The 17684-nt window shown below is 68.5% G+C and carries 18 protein-coding genes; 10 read left to right on the top strand and 8 right to left on the bottom strand.

Annotation, left to right across the window (positions count from 1 at the left end):
• Window positions 1–3 precede the first annotated feature (3 nt).
• Both Q7J39_RS14270 and Q7J39_RS14265 read right to left on the bottom strand, forming a co-directional pair.
• Window positions 4–936, bottom strand: a complete 933-nt coding sequence (locus Q7J39_RS14270) for an iron-containing redox enzyme family protein (protein WP_304826265.1) — start codon at window positions 934–936, stop codon at window positions 4–6.
• Window positions 937–1038: 102 nt separating this feature from the next.
• Window positions 1039–2010 carry a polyprenyl synthetase family protein gene (locus Q7J39_RS14265; protein ID WP_304826614.1) on the bottom strand — a complete coding sequence of 324 codons (972 nt, stop codon included), beginning with the start codon at window positions 2008–2010 and terminating at the stop codon, window positions 1039–1041.
• A gap of 178 nt (window positions 2011–2188) precedes the next feature.
• On the opposite strand from Q7J39_RS14265, the gene Q7J39_RS14260 reads away from it, so the two are divergent.
• Complete coding sequence (locus Q7J39_RS14260) at window positions 2189–2929, top strand: tRNA1(Val) (adenine(37)-N6)-methyltransferase (RefSeq protein ID WP_370690071.1); 741 nt, start codon at window positions 2189–2191, stop codon at window positions 2927–2929.
• Here Q7J39_RS14260 and Q7J39_RS14255 read toward each other — a convergent pair.
• On the bottom strand, window positions 2926–3207 hold the full coding sequence (locus Q7J39_RS14255) for a zf-TFIIB domain-containing protein (protein WP_304826259.1): 282 nt from the start codon (window positions 3205–3207) through the stop codon (window positions 2926–2928). The genes Q7J39_RS14260 and Q7J39_RS14255 overlap by 4 nt on opposite strands.
• A gap of 299 nt (window positions 3208–3506) precedes the next feature.
• Here Q7J39_RS14255 and Q7J39_RS14250 point away from each other — a divergent pair, with 299 nt between their 5' ends.
• The gene (locus Q7J39_RS14250) at window positions 3507–4256 is read left to right on the top strand and encodes a TIGR02281 family clan AA aspartic protease (RefSeq protein WP_304826255.1); all 750 of its coding nucleotides are present in this window, start codon (window positions 3507–3509) and stop codon (window positions 4254–4256) included.
• A gap of 3 nt (window positions 4257–4259) precedes the next feature.
• Here the strand turns inward: Q7J39_RS14250 and Q7J39_RS14245 are convergent, their stop codons facing one another.
• On the bottom strand, window positions 4260–5174 hold the full coding sequence (locus Q7J39_RS14245; RefSeq protein WP_304826252.1) for a LysR substrate-binding domain-containing protein: 915 nt from the start codon (window positions 5172–5174) through the stop codon (window positions 4260–4262).
• A gap of 130 nt (window positions 5175–5304) precedes the next feature.
• On the opposite strand from Q7J39_RS14245, the gene Q7J39_RS14240 reads away from it, so the two are divergent.
• Together Q7J39_RS14240 and Q7J39_RS14235 are read left to right on the top strand one after the other, a co-directional pair.
• The gene (locus Q7J39_RS14240) at window positions 5305–6294 is read left to right on the top strand and encodes a sodium-dependent bicarbonate transport family permease (protein WP_304826249.1); all 990 of its coding nucleotides are present in this window, start codon (window positions 5305–5307) and stop codon (window positions 6292–6294) included.
• A 43-nt stretch (window positions 6295–6337) separates the two neighbouring features.
• A complete protein-coding gene (locus tag Q7J39_RS14235; protein WP_304826246.1) occupies window positions 6338–7303 on the top strand; it encodes an isopenicillin N synthase family oxygenase in 966 nt (321 codons plus the stop codon).
• 57 nt (window positions 7304–7360) lie between these two features.
• Here Q7J39_RS14235 and ilvC read toward each other — a convergent pair whose 3' ends face one another.
• Window positions 7361–8380: a ketol-acid reductoisomerase gene (ilvC, locus tag Q7J39_RS14230; RefSeq protein ID WP_304826244.1), complete on the bottom strand. Its 1020-nt coding sequence runs from the start codon at window positions 8378–8380 to the stop codon at window positions 7361–7363.
• A gap of 167 nt (window positions 8381–8547) precedes the next feature.
• Window positions 8548–9387 (bottom strand): RcnB family protein, encoded by an 840-nt coding sequence (locus Q7J39_RS14225; protein WP_304826240.1) that lies wholly within the window; start codon window positions 9385–9387, stop codon window positions 8548–8550.
• Window positions 9388–9517: 130 nt separating this feature from the next.
• Here Q7J39_RS14225 and Q7J39_RS14220 point away from each other — a divergent pair, with 130 nt between their 5' ends.
• Window positions 9518–10060 carry a DUF924 family protein gene (locus Q7J39_RS14220; protein ID WP_304826237.1) on the top strand — a complete coding sequence of 181 codons (543 nt, stop codon included), beginning with the start codon at window positions 9518–9520 and terminating at the stop codon, window positions 10058–10060.
• Window positions 10061–10123: 63 nt separating this feature from the next.
• Here the strand turns inward: Q7J39_RS14220 and Q7J39_RS14215 are convergent, their stop codons facing one another.
• Window positions 10124–10399: a hypothetical protein gene (locus tag Q7J39_RS14215; RefSeq protein ID WP_304826235.1), complete on the bottom strand. Its 276-nt coding sequence runs from the start codon at window positions 10397–10399 to the stop codon at window positions 10124–10126.
• Between the two features lie 137 nt (window positions 10400–10536).
• Here Q7J39_RS14215 and Q7J39_RS14210 point away from each other — a divergent pair, with 137 nt between their 5' ends.
• The 4 genes from Q7J39_RS14210 (at window position 10537) to Q7J39_RS14195 (ending at window position 14593) form a co-directional block, all read left to right on the top strand.
• Entirely contained in the window at window positions 10537–11385 is an 849-nt protein-coding gene (locus tag Q7J39_RS14210; protein ID WP_304826232.1) for a thymidylate synthase, read from the top strand.
• 42 nt (window positions 11386–11427) lie between these two features.
• A complete protein-coding gene (locus tag Q7J39_RS14205) occupies window positions 11428–11943 on the top strand; it encodes a dihydrofolate reductase (RefSeq protein ID WP_304826229.1) in 516 nt (171 codons plus the stop codon).
• Window positions 11944–12011: 68 nt separating this feature from the next.
• Window positions 12012–12923, top strand: a complete 912-nt coding sequence (locus Q7J39_RS14200) for an SMP-30/gluconolactonase/LRE family protein (protein ID WP_304826226.1) — start codon at window positions 12012–12014, stop codon at window positions 12921–12923.
• A gap of 65 nt (window positions 12924–12988) precedes the next feature.
• Window positions 12989–14593 carry an acyl-CoA synthetase gene (locus Q7J39_RS14195; protein WP_304826223.1) on the top strand — a complete coding sequence of 535 codons (1605 nt, stop codon included), beginning with the start codon at window positions 12989–12991 and terminating at the stop codon, window positions 14591–14593.
• 292 nt (window positions 14594–14885) lie between these two features.
• On the opposite strand, the gene Q7J39_RS14190 is transcribed toward Q7J39_RS14195, so the two are convergent.
• The gene (locus Q7J39_RS14190; RefSeq protein ID WP_304826220.1) at window positions 14886–15986 is read right to left on the bottom strand and encodes an NADH:flavin oxidoreductase; all 1101 of its coding nucleotides are present in this window, start codon (window positions 15984–15986) and stop codon (window positions 14886–14888) included.
• A 191-nt stretch (window positions 15987–16177) separates the two neighbouring features.
• Here Q7J39_RS14190 and Q7J39_RS14185 point away from each other — a divergent pair, with 191 nt between their 5' ends.
• A complete protein-coding gene (locus Q7J39_RS14185) occupies window positions 16178–17455 on the top strand; it encodes a cytochrome P450 (protein WP_304826217.1) in 1278 nt (425 codons plus the stop codon).
• The last annotated feature ends 229 nt before the right edge of the window (window positions 17456–17684 follow it).

Genomic DNA, 17684 nt, shown 5'->3' with positions numbered 1-17684 from the left:
GCCCTACTCCGCCGCGTAGACCAGCGGGTGGGCGTGGGCCCACAGATGGGCGCGGTAGGTTTCGAAGCACTGTTCGCCGCAGATCAGGCGCATGACCGCACCCTCGGCGATGTGGCGGGCGCACTCCGGCGTCTCGGTCACCAGGGGAACCAGGGCCTCGGCGTTCCAGGCCCTGGAATGCTCCACGTCCAGGTGGGCGTGCAGGGCGAAGTACTTGCGGCCCTCGGGACTGACCCCCAGGCGCTTCAGGCCCGCGTCCACCGCGCCGACGCGGGTCGGCGCGGTCAGCTCCACGACGCCCAGGGCGCCGATTGACTGGTAGGTATATCGTCGGGTGGTGGCGAAGGCGGTCATCACATTGGCCAGGCACAGGGACTGCCACAGGGTGGAGTCGATGGTCGGCGAAAGCTCCAACCCCTCGGTCGTGCGTTCCAGCATCGGCCCGTGCATGCCGCCATAGCTGCCGCGGCCCATCTCGTCCCAATAGTTGCGGGCCAGTTCCAGCTTCGGCCGGGCCGGAAGCTTGACCTGGGTCATCGCCACCAGGTCGTCGAAGCCCGCCTCGCCGGCGGCTTCCTGGGTCAGGAACCAGCGCATGTCGTGGATGCTGGCCTCGTTTTCCAGCCAGGCGAACAGCGGGTCCCATTGGCCGGGCCCGGAGGTCTTCAAATCCTCGAACCAGGCGATGAAGCCGTCAGGGTCGGCGGGCACGCCCGCCACCAGGGGCGCGATGTGCTCGCGGAAGGCCTCGATGAACGCGCCCTCGAAATGCTTCATCCGCGCCTCTTGCGCCACCTCGGCGCGCCAGTCGTCGGACGGCGTCGCCACCGCCAGCCGGCGATGGTTCCAGTGGGCCAGTCCCTTGTGCAGGGTCTCGGCGTCCGGAAATTGCGGATTGAAGGCGCCCAGGCGCGACAGTCGTTCACCACCAAACACGAAACACTCTCCCTAACTCGGACAGTAGGAGCGTTCGAAGCGCGGCCTGGTTCCTAAGCCCAATGGCCGACAGAGCCAGCATACCACCGTTCGGTGGCGTGGTCAGCGCAGGCGGCTGACCGCGAAGTCGGCGAGGTCTTCCAGGGCCGGACGCCAACTGTTGCTGGCGGAGAACTCGGCCAGCTCCCCCTTGGCCTTGCCGGCATAGTCGGCCGCCAGGTCGATGGTGGTGTCCAGGGCGCCGACCCCCACGATGAGGTCGCGGGCCCGCTCGAAATCGCCGTCGGCCTGTTCCAGCCGCGCCACGGCCCGGTCCCAGAAAGCCTTCTCCGCCGCGCCGGTGCGCGCGATGGCCAGCAGCAGGGGCAGGGTCGCCTTGCCTTCGCGGAAGTCATCGCCGGGGTTCTTGCCCAGGTCCTTGCTGACGCCGCTGTAGTCCAGGCTGTCGTCCACCAGCTGGAAGGCGACGCCCAGGTCCTGGCCGTATTTGCGCAGGGCCAGGCACTGCTCGGGGCTGGCCCCGGCGGAGACGGCGCCGGCCTCGGCGGCGGCGGCGAACAGCTCGGCGGTCTTGGCCTTGATGATCTCCAGGTACATGTCCTGGTGCAGGTTCAGGTCGTGGGCGCGGGTCAGCTGCAGCACCTCGCCCTCGGCGATCACCCGGCTGGCGCGGGCCAGGATCTCAAGCGCCTGCATGGAGCCGGCCTCGACCATCAGTTCAAAGGCGCGAGCGAACAGGAAGTCCCCCACCAGGACGCTGGCCGGCGCGCCCCAGATCAGGTGGGCGGCGACCTTGCCGCGCCGCAGTTCCGAGGAATCCACCACGTCGTCGTGCAGCAGGGTGGCGGTGTGGATGAACTCCACCGCCGCCGCCAGCTTGAGGCAAGAATCGTCCTGGGCGCCCGACAGGCGCGCCGCGGCGATGGTCAGCAGGGGCCGCAGCCGCTTGGCTGATCCGCCGATCAGGTGTTCGGCCAGGGCCGGGATCACCGCCACAGGGCTCTGCATCCGGTCGCGGATCAGGGCGTCGACACCGGCCATGTCGGGCCGCGCGAGGTCCAGAAGGCCGTCGATGGACACGGGCTTTCGGGTGACCGGGGCGCTGACTGCGTCCACGAGGACTCCTGGTCTGGGGAACGGCGAGACGGGGGTGACGCCGTTTGCGGGGACAATGGTGACGCGATAAGGCACGGTCAAGGAGAGCACAACGCCCCACAGCCCCCACATGGCGATTACGAGTCCTCAACCCGACATGGACGCAACACCGGAAGACCGCCTGCTGGACGGCCGCGTGCGCCTGCGGCAGGCGCCGAAAGGCTACCGCGCCGGCATGGACGCGGCCCTGCTGGCGGCGGCCTGCGACGCGCCTGACGGGGACCGGGTGCTGGACGTGGGCTGCGGCGTGGGCGGCGCCCTGCTGGCCGCCGCGGCCCGACGGCCGGCGACCCTGTTCCTGGGGATGGAGCGTGATCCCGCCGCCGCCGCCCTGGCCCGCGAGAACGTTGCGCTGAACGGCATGCAGGATCGCGTCGAAATCCTGGAGGGCGATGTCGGCGTGGCCTTCAAGACCCTAGGCTTGCCGCCCTTCGATGCGGTGATGGCCAATCCGCCGTTCTTCGACGATCCCGGCGTCCTGCGCGCGCCCGCGCCGGCCAAGCAGGGCGCCTGGATGGCCGATGGCGGGCTGGCGGCCTGGACAAGTTTCCTGCTGAAGGCGGTGCGCGAAGGCGGGAGCATCACCCTGATCCATCGCGCCGACCGCCTGGCCGACATCCTGGCCCTGCTGGCGCCCAAGGCGGGCTCCTTCCAGATCCGGCCGATCCACCCCCATGCCGACGCGCCGGCCAAGCGGGTGCTGGTCCGCGCGGTCAAGACAGGCAAGGGGCCTCTGGCCCTGCTGCCGCCCCTGGTGCTGCACCCCCGCGAGGGCGCCAAGCACACGGTCGAGGCCGAGGCGATCCTGCGGGGCGAGGCCGGGCTGGCCTGGGCCTAGTCGAAGATATCGAACAGATCGAACTTCTTCTTGCGCCGGTGGGCGGGATGATGGTCGTCGTCGTCATAGTCGCGGCGCGGCCGCTCGGGTTCGCGCCACATGCGCGGCGCCGAGGACTCCTGGGCCGGGGCGTCACCCCGTCCGGCGGCGATCAGCTTCTCAAGCTCTCCCCGGTCCAGCCAAACGCCGCGGCAGGCGGGGCACATGTCGAACTCCACGGCCTGGCGGCTGACGGCGGACATGGAGGTGTTGCAGTTGGGACAAAGCAGCAGAGGCATCGGATGGGGCGCTCCATGACATCCGTTTCGAGGGACGGGTGCGCCCGAAGACCGGGCCGAGGACTGGGGGGCCAAACCTACAAGGACCCAGCATCGAGCGCACCCGATGCAGTCCGACATCACGATCCGCTCGGGGAGGAGAGCTGTGGATCGCCAGAGGGGCCCGGCCTGCGACCCTGAGCTAGGGAGCCACCGCCGGTTTGGAAAGGGTCGGCGGCGTCTTTTTTTGATCGCCCCCTGGCGGGCCGCGCCGCGCGCCGTCTAACCTCGCACCCGCGGAAGTCGCAATCGGAGCGCGCGTGGCCGGACCCTGGGAGCCTGACGAGACCGAGCCTGTCCCTCGCGGCGGGGCGTCTGTTCGCCTGCTCATCTGGCTCGCCGCACTGGCGGCCGTCGTCGCCGGCGTCTGGCTGCTGATCGAGGCGTTTCCGGGCGCCGTCAGCTCACCAGAGGACTGGGGCTGGGTGGCCTGGGGCGTGTTCATGATGGCGCTGTTCTCCAGCGCGATCCTCGGCGGGGGCGCCATCCGCTGGGGGGAGAAGGCGCGCCACGCCGCCCTCTGGGGAGCTATCGTGACGGTGCTGATCCTGGGGGTCAGCTACCGCGCCGAACTCGCCGGGGTGGCGCAACGGGTGCGCATGACCCTGTCGCCCTCCTATCCCGTCGCCACCGGCCCGCGCGAACTGGTGGTCACCGCCGGCGAGGGCGGCCACTTTCTGGTGGTGGGCAAGGTCAACGGCGAACGCGTCCGCTTCCTGGTGGACACCGGCGCCAGCGACACCGTCTTGAGCCCGGCCGACGCCCGGCGCGTGGGGATCGATACCGCCGCGCTGAGGTTCGACCGGCCGTCCGAGACCGCCAACGGCGTGGGCTATGGCGCGGCCTTCCAGGCCGACAGCCTGTCGGTGGGAACCATCACCTTCAAGGACGTCCCGATCATGATCAACCAGGCGCCGATGAGCAGTTCCCTGCTGGGCATGACCTTCCTGCGCCGGCTGGAGTCCTTCCAGGTCAAGGACGACAGGCTTTACCTGGTGGGCCGAAACTGACGATCAGGCCGGCGCCGGCCGGAGGCCCGACCACGGCCCCTCGGGCAGGGCATGGCGACGGTCCAGGGCGTCCAGTATGAACTGCGCCAGGCGATCAGCCGCCACCGGAATAGCGGTGCGCGCCTTGAGCAGGGCGATCTCGGCGTCCTCCAGTTGCGGCAGGCCCTCGGCGGCGCCCAGCACCTTGAGGTCGGGTGGAATCATGTCCCGGGGCAGCACGGTCAAGCCAAGCCCGGCGCGCAGGGCGGCATGCTGTCCAGCCAGGGAGGGACTTGTATAGGCCGCCCGCCAACTGCGGCCCTGGGCGTCGAGGGCGGCCACCGCCCGTTTGCGGTAGACGCAGGGGGCCGGCGCCACCACGAGCGGCGCGGCTTCATCGGGTCTAAGCACTGCGGCGTCGGCCGCCGCCCACACCAGAGGCTCGCGCCAGACCCGCACCCCCAGATCCGGGCCCAGGGGCTCGCGCTTCACCAGGGCGATGTCCAGGGCGCCGTCCCGCAGGCGGTCGAGCAGGTTGAGGGTCAGGTCACAGGTCACCGACAGGGCGACCCGAGGATGGGCCCGGGCGAACTCCCCGAGGATCTCGGGCAGGTGGACGGTGGCGAAATCCTCCGGAGCCCCCAGCCTCACCTCCCCCTCCAGGTCGTCCCCCCTCAGATCGGCGACGATCTCGTCATTGACCCTCAGCAGCCGGCGGGCCTGGGGCAGGAAGGCCTCTCCCCCCGGGGTCAGGGTCACATGGCGGGGATCGCGCGAGAGGAGCGCCACCCCGAGCCTGTCCTCCAGCCGCTGCATCTGCAGGCTGACCGCCGACTGGCTGCGGCCCAACCGCTCGCCGGCGCGGGTGAAGCTCCGCGCCTCGGCCACGGTGACGAAGGCGCGCACCAGATCCAGATCAAGATTTACAAGCCGGGTCATATCTCACTCCATCATTTCCCATCTTAATGATGAGGATGACGCCTTTCAACGCGCCGAATGTCGCGCGGGCGCCTATGAGCGCCTCCCACCGGGGTGGGCGACGGCGCCGACGCTGATGGGGACCACCACAATGGAAGCACTGACCGCCGCCGGGCATCTCGGCCTGCAGAATCTGATCACGCCAGCCGTGCTGTTCTTCATCCTCGGCATGACCGCCGGGATCGCCCGCTCCGATCTGGCGCTGCCGGAGGCCTCGGTGAAGACCTTCGCCCTCTATCTGATGCTCTGCATCGGATTCAAGGGCGGGGTGGAGGCCGCCCGGGCAGGGTTGACCCCGGACTTCCTGCGCGCCGGCCTGGCGGGCGTCGTCCTCAGCCTGACCTTCCCGGTCCTGGCCTTCGCCCTGCTGCGCCGGCTGGGGCGGCTGGACCGGGCGACCGCCGCGGCGACGGCGGCGGCCTTCGGGTCGGTCTCGGTGGTGACCTTCGCCGCCGGTTCGGACTTCCTGAGGGCCCAGGGGCAGGCCTTTGGCGGCTACATGGCCGCGGTCCTGGCCCTGATGGAGGCGCCGGCCATCCTGACGGGCCTGCTGCTGGCGCGGGTGGGCGGCGCGGGCGTCAAGCGCGCCTCTGTCCTGCGGGAGGTGCTGCTGGGCGGGCCCGCCCTCGTACTGGCCGGAAGCTTCCTGATCGGGGCGCTGACCGGGGAGCGGGGCCTCGCCAAGCTCGACCTGTTCGTCAATCCGCTGTTCCAGGGGGTCCTGTGTCTGTTCCTGCTGGAGATGGGGCTGACGGCCGCCCGCAACCTGGGACTCGGCGCGCGGTTGCCCGCGCCCCTCCTCGCGCTTGGGGTTCTGCTCCCCCTGACGGGCGCGGCGCTGGGCCTGGGCGCGGCCTGGCTGGCGGGCCTTGGGGTGGGGGACGCGACCCTGCTGACCCTGCTGGCGGCCTCGGCCTCCTATATCGCTGTGCCGGCCGCGATGAGCTTGGCGGTCCCGCAAGCCCGGCCGGCGGTCTATCTCAGTCTCGCCCTGGGGGTCGCCTTCCCCTTCAACCTGATCCTGGGCATCCCACTGTACCGGACCGCCGCCGCCATGGTGACGGGGGTTTCCCTGCCATAGCCGGGCTCGTGTTTCGGGGGGCAGCTGCTAGAGGAGCGGTCTCATGACGCCGCAGGAGCCTCCCGCCATGGACGCCGACCAGACCGTGCCGGTCATCGACCTGGCGGCCCCGCCGGCCCAGGTTCGCGATCAACTGGCCCGGGCCTGCGCCGACTGGGGGTTCTTCCATCTCGTTGGCCACGGCCTCAACCCCGCTCTGCTGGCCGCGGTGATGGCCGAGGCGCGCGGGCTGTTCGCGGCGCCGGCGGCCGACAAGCGCGCGCTCAGCCGCAGCCGCGACAACCCCTGGGGCTATTACGACCGCGAACTGACCAAGAACCGGCGCGACAAGAAGGAGATCTTCGATATCGGGCCGGACGTGGCGGGCCTGGCGCCCAGCGACGACGCCTTCTCCGGCGCGACGCCGTTCCCCGCCTGGCGCGAGGCCTTCGAGCCGACCGCGCGGGCCTATGCCGCCGCCTGCGAAAGCCTGTGCTTCACGCTGCTGCGGGAGATCTCACTGGGTCTCGGCGCCCCCGCCGAGGCGCTCGCCCCGGCCTTCGAGGGCGTCCACACCAGCTTCCTGCGGCTCAACCACTATCCCACCCGTGACCCGATGGGCGACGAGGCGACCGAGCCCCCGGGCCTGGGCATCCACCACCACACCGACGCCGGGGCGATCACCGTCCTGCTGACCGACGGCGTGCCCGGCCTGCAGGTGCGCAAGGACGGCGTCTGGCGCCCCGTCGACCCGGTCCCCGGCGGCCTGATCGTCAATCTGGGGGACATGGTCCAGGTCTGGTCCAACGACGCCTATCAGGCCCCGCTGCACCAGGTCCTGGCCATGGAGGACGGCGAGCGGTTCAGCCTCGCCTACTTCTTCAACCCGGCCTACGCCGCCGTCATCGCCCCGCTGCAGTCTCCGGCCCGCTACCGCGACCTGCCCTGGGGCGAGTTCCGCCGCCGCCGCGCCGACGGCGACTTCGCCGACTACGGCGCCGAGGTGCAGATCGGCGACTACCGCGCATAGAAAAAGGGGCCGGACCTTTCGGTCCGACCCCTCCTGTCACTCTGAAGGTCGCCGCGACTAGTTGCGCGCGGTGTCCACCAGCTTGTTCTTTGTGATCCAGGGCATCATGGCGCGCAGGCGGGCCCCGACTTCCTCGATCTGATGCTCGGAACCGCGACGGCGGGTGGCCTTGAAGCTCGGCGCGCCGACCGCGTTCTCCTGCATGAAGTCGCGCACGAAACGGCCCGACTGGATGTCTTCCAGCACGCGCTTCATCTCGGCCTTGGTGTCCGGCGTCACGATGCGCGGGCCGGTCACGTACTCGCCGTACTCGGCGGTGTTGGAGATCGAGTAGTTCATGTTGGCGATGCCGCCTTCGTAGATCAGGTCCACGATCAGCTTCACCTCGTGCAGGCATTCGAAATAGGCCATCTCGGGGGCGTAGCCCGCCTCGACCAGGGTTTCGAAGCCGGCGCGGATCAGCTCCACCAGGCCACCGCACAGCACGGCCTGCTCGCCGAACAGGTCGGTTTCGCATTCCTCGCGGAAGGTGGTCTCGATGACGCCTGAACGGCCGCCGCCGATGGCCGAGGCATAGGCCAGGCCCAGGTCATGGGCATTGCCCGTGGCGTTCTGGTGGATGGCGATCAGGCAGGGCACGCCGCCGCCCTTCTGGTACTCGCCACGCACGGTGTGGCCGGGACCCTTGGGGGCGATCATCAGCACGTCGATCGAGGCTTTCGGCTCGATGAGGTTGAAGTGCACGTTCAGGCCGTGGGCGAACAGCAGGGCCGCGCCGTCGCGGATGTTGGGGGCGATCTCTTCGTTATAGATGCCGCGCTGCAGTTCGTCGGGCGCCAGCACCATGATGGCGTCGGCCCACTTGGAGGCTTCGGCGACCGTCATGACCTTCAGGCCGTCGGCTTCCACCTTCTTGGCGGTGGCCGAGTCGGGGCGGAGCGCCACCACGACGTTCTTCACGCCGGATTCCGACAGGTTCAGCGCGTGCGCGCGCCCCTGGCTGCCATAGCCTACGATGGCGATCTTCTTGTCCAGGATGCGGGCGAGGTCGGCGTCGCGGTCGTAGTAGACGCGCATGGTCATTCTCCTGAAGACGAAGGTCGCCACGACGTCGCGCAACGGCGCCGCAGCAAAGGCGGGGCTTTGCAGCGGAATTTTGCGCGAAGGTCAAGCCGAACGGGCGCTTACAGGACAATTCGTCCCGTGAGAGCCCCCCTCCCCCGGGCAGGGAGGGGGTGATCTCATCACCAGAAGACGTCGCGGATCACCTGGACCACGCGGCCCGAGTACATGTCCACCAGCAGCACGTCGTCGCCGACCCGGACATATTCATAGCCGATGGGCGGGATCGGCAGGCCGTAGGACCACCAGTCGTTCAACTGGTACTGGTTGCTCCACCATGAGCGCGGCAGCAGGTCGCCATAGCTCCAGCTGCGGATGTAGAACCCCGACGGCGGCCGGTAGGCGTAGCCGCGGTAGCGCTGCTGGCTGTGATAATTCTGGCCATGGCGGCGGCGGTCGAAGCGGGGCCGCTGCTGATTGCGGTCGGGGCGCCAGTCCCGGCCGTTGTTGTTCCAGCCATTGTTGTTGTTCGAGCCGTTGTTGTTCCAGCCCGGATGACGGTCGTCGCGCCGGTCATTGTTGCGGTCGGAGCGCGGACCTTGATCGTGCTGGCCCTGCCAGGACTGGCCGCCCTGGCGTCCGCCCTGGCCGTTGTTCCAGCGCTGACCGCCGTTCTGCGGCGGCTGTTGCTGGCCCTGGCGCGACTGCCAGTTGGAGTCGCCCCGACGGCCACCCTGCCGGCCTTGCGACGGACCCTGGCCCTGGGGCTGAGCCTGGGCCTGGGGCGGGGATTGCGGGGCCTGGGCCTGAGGCGGGGATTGCGGCGCTTGCGCCTGGGGCGCGGGCTGGCGCTCCTGCAGCGACGGCGGCACATTGCGCGAGCTGGCCCGCATGGCCGGATTGTAGCTCCCGTCCCCGCGGCTCTCGCGCCGACGCTCGCCGCCATTGTCCTGAGCGAGCGCCACCTGGGCCGTCGAGGCCAGCAGCACCAGCGCCAGGGCGCCCGTCATAACCGTCTTCATGTCACTGTCCCCTGGCCGCACACGGCCGATGGATGTCCCTTTAGCCAAGGTTAATGCCGGGCCCTGTGTGAACCGCGCTTGAACGGAATCCCCGGTGATCCGACAAGGGGGCTCACCCTGGGAGAGCGCGATGCCCGCCACACCGCACGACATCACCGGCTTCTGGCGCACCGCCGGCGCGAAGCGGTGGTTCGCCAAGAACCCCAACTTCGACTCAGCCATCCAGCTGAAGTTCGAGCCGGTCCACTACATGGCCGCCCTGGGGCGCCACGACAAATGGATGGAGACCGCCGAGGGGTCGCTGGCCCTGCTGATCCTGCTGGACCAGTTCCCGCGCAACCTGTGGCGGGGCACCGGCCACGCCTTCGCCACCGACGGCAAGGCCCGCCTGATCGCCCGGCACGCGGTGGCGACCGGCCAGGACCTGGAGATCGAGCCCCTGCTGCGGCCCTTCGTCTACCTGCCCTTCGAGCACTCGGAAGACATGGACGACCAGAACGAGGCGGTGCGCCTCTGCACGGCGCTGGGCGATCCCGAGACGTTGAAATACGCCGAGCTTCACCGCGACATCATCGCGCGCTACGGCCGCTTCCCACACCGCAACATCTGCCTCGGCCGCACGACCACCGCCGAGGAGCAGCAATTCCTCGACGAGGGCGGGTTCGCCGGCTAGATCGCGTCAGGGTTGATGGAGACCGGTGAACCCGCCCGGCGCGCTCCAAGAAAAATCCGCGGCCTAGCGGCCGCGGACGTCGGAAAAGGCCGACTTCATCGCCATCTGCCGCATGGCTTCCTGGTCTTCTTCCGCGCGGCGCTTCCACTCATCCAGGGACATGCAGGTGCGCTTGGACAGCCGCGAGCCGGTGGGCGCGTCTTCGCGGCAGATCATCTTCACCCGCTGCTGGCCCTTTTGCAGGGGCGCGGAGACAGGAACTTTCTCGGTGGCGGCGGTCTCGCCCGCCGGCGGCTCGGCGCCGCCGAGCGCGGCGGACATCAGGAGAGCAAGGATCATCTTCAGCCCCAAACAGGATTTGCACACAGTTTTCTATGTTCACACGCGCTTCGCAACTGGGATGACAGAATCGCGCATTGAGGTCGGTCGCGACTCACCGGCGAATCACCCTCGACCGTTTCCACCGGCTGATCCTGATGAACGCCCTGTCCGCCCTCCGCCTGCCGCAAGCCGTCACCGCCCCGGAACACCCGGAGCGGCAGTATCTCGACCTGCTGGCTGACATCCTGGAGAACGGCGTCCAGCGCGGCGACCGCACCGGCACCGGCACGCTCGGCGTCTTCGGCCGCCAGATGCGGTTTGATCTCTCCCAGGGCTTCCCCCTGCTCACCACCAAGAAGCTGCACCGCAAGTCGATCTTCGTGGAGCTGCTGTGGTTCCTGCGCGGCGATACGAACGTCCGCTGGCTGCAGGAACGCGGCGTCTCCATCTGGGATGAATGGGCGGCGGCGGACGGCGAGCTCGGTCCCGTCTACGGCAAGCAGTGGCGCTCCTGGACCGCCCCGGACGGCCGGGTCATCGACCAGATGGCCGCCGTCGTGCACAGCCTGAAGACCAACCCCGACAGCCGCCGCCACATCGTCTCGGCCTGGAACCCGGCCGAGATCGAGGACATGGCCCTGCCGCCCTGCCACTGCCTGTTCCAGTTCTTCGTCGCCGACGGCAAGCTGTCCTGCCAGCTCTACCAGCGCTCGGCCGACGTCTTCCTGGGGGTGCCCTACAACATCGCCAGCTACGCCCTGCTGACCATGATGATGGCCAAGGTCACGGGCCTGGAGCCCGGCGAGTTCGTCCACACCCTCGGCGACGCCCACCTCTACCTGAACCACCTGGACCAGGCCCGCGAGCAACTCACCCGCGATCCCCTGCCCCTGCCGCGCCTGGAGATCGCCGACAAGGCCGACCTGTTCGCCTACGACTACGAGGACTTCAAACTGCGCGGCTACAAGGCCCACGAGAAGATCGCCGCGCCGATCGCGGTCTGACGATCCTTGGGGTGTTGGCGTGAGTCACGCTAACCTAGCCCCATGACCCCGATCCTCACCGCCGGCCCCATCGCACGCGCCTCCAACGGCGTCATCGGCCGGGGCGGCGAGTTGCCCTGGCGGCTGAAGACCGATCTCGCCAATTTCCGCGCCGTGACCCTGGGCAAGCCGGTGATCATGGGCCGCAAGACCTGGCAGAGCCTGCCCAAGGCGCCCCTGCCCGGCCGCACCAATATCGTGGTCTCCCGGGACGGCTCCTTCGAGGCCAAGGGCGGCCTGGTCTGCGAGGAACTGTCCGAAGCCCTCTCCATCGCCCGCGAGCAGGCCGAGGAGGATGGCCAGGAGGAATACTGCGTCATCGGCGGCGCCTCGCTGTTCGAGCTGGTCCTGCCGCGGGCCAAGCGCATCTACCTCACCGAGGTCCATGCGGACGTCGAGGGCGACGTCTTCCTCAAGGGGTTCGACGAAAGCCAGTGGAAGGAAGTCAGCGCCACGGACCACCCGGCCGGCGAGGATGACGAGTATCCCTTCACCATCCGGGTGCTCGAACGCCGCTGAGTTTGGGGGCTGGCCTCACGCGGCGGAACCAACCCATAGTGTCCGAAAATTCGTTGGGGAGACGAAACATGGACATGCAGCTGGTCGCCGAGGGATTTCAGTTCCCCGAAGGTCCCATCGCCATGAACGACGGCTCGGTGATCCTCACCGAGATCAAGGCCCAGCGCCTGACCCGCGTCACCCCGGACGGCAAGAAGACCACCGTGGTCGAGACCGGCGGCGGCCCCAACGGCGCGGCCATCGGCCCGGACGGCGCCATCTACATCACCAACAACGGCGGCGCCTTCGAGTGGCTGGACAATGGCGGCCTGACCATCCCCGGGCCCACGCCCGCCAGCCACACCGGCGGCTCGATCCAGCGCTTTGACCTCGCCACCGGCAAGCTCACCACCCTCTACGACACCTGCGACGGCAGGAAGCTGATCGGCCCCAACGACCTCGTCTTCGACAAGTCGGGCGGCTTCTGGTTCTCCGACCACGGCTGCTCGACGCCCGAGGGCCGCAAGTTCGGCGCGCTCTACTACGCGAAGATCGACGGCAGCCACATCAGCCGCCAGCGCGACCACCTGATCTCCCCCAACGGGGTCGGCCTCTCGCCGGACGAGAAGGTGGTCTATCTCGCCGACACCAACCTCGGCCGGCTCTGGGCCTTCGACGTCGCCGAGACCGGCGTGCTCGGCCCGGCTCCCGGCTTCGCGCCGGGCCGCGTCATCGCCAACATGCCGGGCTACCAGCTGTTCGACAGCCTGGCGGTGGAGGCCTCGGGCAAGGTCTGCGTGGCCACCATCATCAACGGCGGGATCACCGCCATCGACCCCGACGGCAGCTGCGAGCACTTCGCCTTCCCCGACCTGATCGTCACCAACATCTGCTTCGGCGGCGCGGACCTGCGCGACGCCTGGGTGACCTGCTCGGCCACCGGCAAGCTGTTCAAGGCGCGCTGGCCGCGGCCCGGCCTGAAGCTGAATTTCAACGCCTGATCCGGCGACCGACGACAATTCGACATCCGGCGCCGTGAGCGTCGGAGCGACAAGGGAGAGACAAGATGGGCTGGAATTTCGGAGACATCCTGGACGCGGTCGGCGGCGCGGTGCCCCCCGAGGCGCCGGCCTTCATCCATGGGGAACGGGAGATAAGCTGGGGGCAGGCCAACCAGATCACCAACAGCCTGGCCCGGGCCATGATCGCCCGCGGCTCCCAGCCCGGCGACAAGATCGCGATCTACATGCGCAACCGGCCGGAATACCTGCTGGCCGTCGCCGCCGGATGGAAGGCGCGCCTGACCCACGTCAACGTCAACTACCGCTATACGCCCCAGGAGGTCTGGTACATCTTCGACAATTCCGACGCCCAGACCGTGGTCTATTCGTCGGAATTCCGTGACGCCGTCACCGAGATCCGGCCGCGCCTGCCCAAGGTGAAAACCTGGATCGAGGTCAGTGAGGACGGCAAGGTCGCCCCCTTCGCCGAGAACTTCGCCACCCTGGGCGCGGAGGGCAATGGCGGCCCCCTGGAGATCGAGCGCTCCGGCGACGACCAGTTCTTCATCTATACCGGCGGCACCACCGGCATGCCCAAGGGCGTGATCTGGACCCACCACGACCTGCGCGAGATCACCTTGGCGCCCGCCCGCATGATGGGCCCGATCCCCGAGACCCTGGAGGAACTGGCCGCCGCCACCCGCGCGGCCGGCCCCGGGGCGCGCGCCCTGCCCGCTCCGCCCCTGATGCATGGCACCGGTCTCCTGACCGGCATGGGCGTGATGATGTCGGGCGGCTGCGTCATCACCCTGGAGGCGCCGAGCTTCGATCCCGTCGAGCTCCTGCAGGTCATCGACCGTCACAAGCCCCAGACCCTGGTCCTGGTGGGCGACAGCTTCGCCAAGCCCCTGCTCAACACCCTGAACGCCGACCCGGGCAAGTATGACGTCTCCAGCGTCGCCGTGGTGGTTTCGTCAGGCGTGATGTGGAGCCTGGAGGTCAAGCAGGGCCTGCTGGAGCACATGCCCGGCGCCATGCTCAACGACGCCTTCTCCTCCTCCGAAGCGCTCGGCATGGGCGCCTCGGTGATGATGAAGGGCGTCGAGGCGCCCACCGCCAAGTTCATGCTGGGCGGCCGCTGCAAGGTGTTCGACGAGAACGACCAGCCGGTCGAGCCGGGCTCCGGCGTGTCGGGCATGATCGCCATCAAGGGGCCGAACCCGCTCGGCTACTATAAGGACGACGAGAAGACCGCCCGCACCTTCCGGGTCATCGACGGCGAGCGCTATTCGATCCCCGGCGACTGGTGCCTGGTGGAGGCCGACGGCACGCTCACCCTGCTGGGCCGCGGCAGCGCCTGCATCAACACCGCCGGCGAGAAGGTCTTCCCCGAAGAGGTCGAGGAGGCCCTGAAGACCCACCCCTCCGTTGAGGACGCCCTGGTCATCGGTCTCCCCGACGAGAAGTGGGGTCAGGCCGTCACCGGCGTGGTCCGCCTGTCGGAAGGCGCCAGCCTGGATGAGGACCTGCTGCGGGCCCACGTTCGCATGGCCCTGGCCGGCTACAAGACCCCCAAGCGCATCGTCGCCACCACCGAGATCCTGCGCGCCAGCAACGGCAAGGCCGACTACCCGACCGCCAAGGCGGTCGCCGAAGCGGCGATGGCGTAACGACGAACTTTAACGGGCTTCCTTCTCCCCTTGCGGGGAAGGTGGCCCTGTGGAGCAGGGGCGGAAAAGGGGTCGATTATCCTATCCGGAAAATCTCAAACGTCATCCCGGCCGCAGCGAAGCGAAGAGCCGGGACCCAGGGGCCGCAACCAATCCCCCTGGGTCCCGGGTCTCCCCTGCGGGTCGCCCGGGATGACGGGAGTTGTTATTCTGAGGACGGAGCGTGACACCTCATCCGACCGGCCACCTTCTCCTTCTCCCGCGAGGGAAGAAGGAAACCGTGGAGTGGGGTCTAGTACAACACCCCCATGGCCGAGCGCTCGAAGCTCTTCAGCTCGTCGTTGCGGCCTTCCTTGATCTTCAGAACCCACTCGGGGTCCTGCAGCAGGGCGCGGCCGACGGCCACGAGGTCGAAGTCGCCGCGGTCCATGCGGCGTTCCAGCTCGTCCAGCGAAGCCGGCTGCGAGGCTTCCCCGCCATAGGCGGCGATGAACTCGCCCGACAGGCCCACCGAACCCACCGAAATGGTCGGCACGCCGGTCAGCTTCTTGGCCCAGCCGGCGAAGTTGAGGTCCGAGCCTTCGAACTCCGGCTCCCAGATGCGGCGCTGCGAGCAGTGCAGGATGTCGGCGCCGGCGTCGACCAGGGCGCCCAGCCAGTTTTCCAGGGCCTTGGGGTCGTGGGCCAGCTTCACGGCGTAGTCCTGCTGCTTCCACTGGCTGATGCGGATGATGATCGGATAGTCGGGGCCGACCGCCTTGCGCACCGCCTTGAGGATGTCGGCGGCGAAGCGCGCGCGTCCCGTCAGCTCTTTTGAACCGTAAGCGTCCTCGCGGACATTGGTGCCGTCCCAGAAGAACTGGTCGATCAGATAGCCGTGGGCGCCGTGCAGCTCGACGGCCTCGAAGCCGAGCCGCTTGGCCTCGGCGGCGGCGGTGGCGAAGGCGGCGATGGTGTCGGCCACCGCTTCCTCGGTCATCCCCTCGCCGAACTGCTTCTCCGGGCGCGACAGGCCAGACGGGCTGTCATAGGGCCCCGCCGGCAGGAACTCCGGATCGCGGGCGCGCACGGCGCCGACGTGCCAGAGCTGGGGCGCCATCGCGCCGCCGGCCTCGTGCACCGCGTCGATCACCCGCTGCCAGCCGGCCAGGGCCTTGTCGCCGTGGAAACGCGGCACATTGGCGTCGTTCACCGAGATCGGACGGTCCACGCCCGTGCCTTCGGACACGATCAGGCCCACCTCGTTCTCCGCGCGGCGGCGGTAATAGGCCACCACGTCGTCAGTCACGACCCCGCCTGGCGAGAACGAGCGCGTCATGGGCGCCATCACGATGCGGTTCTTGAGGTGCAGGCCCTTGTAGTCGAAAGGCTTGAAGAGGGCGTCGGCGGCCATGGGCGCTCCGGGGTCAAACGTTTGTTCGAGAAGCCCCCGTTACAGCACGGTCGTGCGCTTTCGTCTGTATAGATTTTCTGCGGACCCGCGGCGGTCCTCTACGTCACCCACTTGCCTTGCGGCTCAGCCTCAAGCATTCTTGTCTGAACAGTGATAAGATAGCCGCTCCAGACGGCTTCGGAGGACACCTGATGAGCGACGGTAACATTGACCTGAAGGCGGAAGCGCGCGCCCGGGCCTATTCCATGCCGCTGGAGGACATAAACCCCACCGACATCGAGCTTTGGCGCACTGAGACCATGTGGCCCTACTTCGAGCGCCTTCGGAAGGAGGACCCGGTCCACCTGCACCCCGCCGAGCACCACGAGGACGGCGCCTTCTGGTCGGTGACCAAGTACAACGACATCATGGCCGTGGACACCAACCACGAAGCCTTCTCTTCGGAACCGTCGATCACGATCTTCGACCCCAAGGAAGACTTCACCCTTCCGATGTTCATCGCGATGGACCCGCCCAAGCACGACGTGCAGCGCAAGACCGTCAGCCCCATCGTCTCGCCGCACAATCTGCAGATCCTCGAGCCGCTGATCCGCGAGCGGATCCAGAACACCCTGGACGGCCTGCCGATCAATGAGCCTTTCGACTGGGTCGACCGCGTCTCCATCGAGCTCACCACCCAGATGCTCGCGACCCTGTTCGACTTCCCCTGGGAAGACCGCCGCAAGCTGACGCGCTGGTCCGATGTGGCCACCGCGGGCCCGGAGTCGGGCCTGTTCAGTTCCGATGACCCCGAGATCGTCGAGGCCGAGCGGAAGATGGAGCTTTTCGAATGCGTCGACTATTTCAGCCGCCTCTGGGCTGAGCGCATCGCCCAGCCGCCCAAGGGCGACCTCATCTCCATGCTGGCCCACGGCGAGGCCACCAAGGACATGGATCGCATGGAGTATCTGGGCAACCTGATCCTGCTGATCGTCGGCGGCAATGACACCACCCGCAATTCCATGACCGGCTCGGTCCTGGCCCTGAACCAGAACCCTGACCAGTACGACAAGCTGCGCGCCAATCCCGAGCTGGTGCCCTCCATGGTCTCCGAGACCATCCGCTGGCAGACCCCGCTGGCCCACATGCGCCGCACCGCCACGCGGGATGTCGAGCTGGGCGGCAAGACCATCAAGAAGGGCGACAAGGTCATCATGTGGTACGCCTCGGGCAACCGGGACGAAGAGGTGATCGAGAACCCGAACGCCTACATCATCGACCGCGAACGCCCCCGCCAGCACCTCTCCTTCGGCTTCGGCATCCACCGCTGCGTGGGCAACCGCCTGGCCGAGCTGCAGCTGAAGTTCCTCTGGGAAGAGATCCTGGCCCGCTTCCCCACCCTCAAGGTGGTGGAAGAACCCAAGCGCGTGCCCTCGGCCTTCGTGAAGGGCTACGAGAGCATGACGGTGATCATCCCCTCGAAGAACTGACCACCGTCATCCCGGACGCCGATAGGCGATCCGGGACCCAGGGGCCGAGTGCTCCGCCCCTGGGTCCCGGCTCTCCGCTGCGCTTCGGCCGGGATGACGTGAGGGTTTCCATTCCGCACCGGCCAAACTAAGCTTTCCCGCATGAGCCCGATCTCGCACCCCCTCGTATGACGCCCCTGAGCTGATCAGGTGAGACGCCGCGCGCCTGCGTGGCCAACAGAGGCCCCGG

The sequence above is a fragment of the Phenylobacterium sp. genome (assembly GCF_030651185.1).
GTDB lineage: Bacteria > Pseudomonadota > Alphaproteobacteria > Caulobacterales > Caulobacteraceae > Phenylobacterium.
This window is presented reverse-complemented; position numbering and strand designations above follow the sequence as displayed.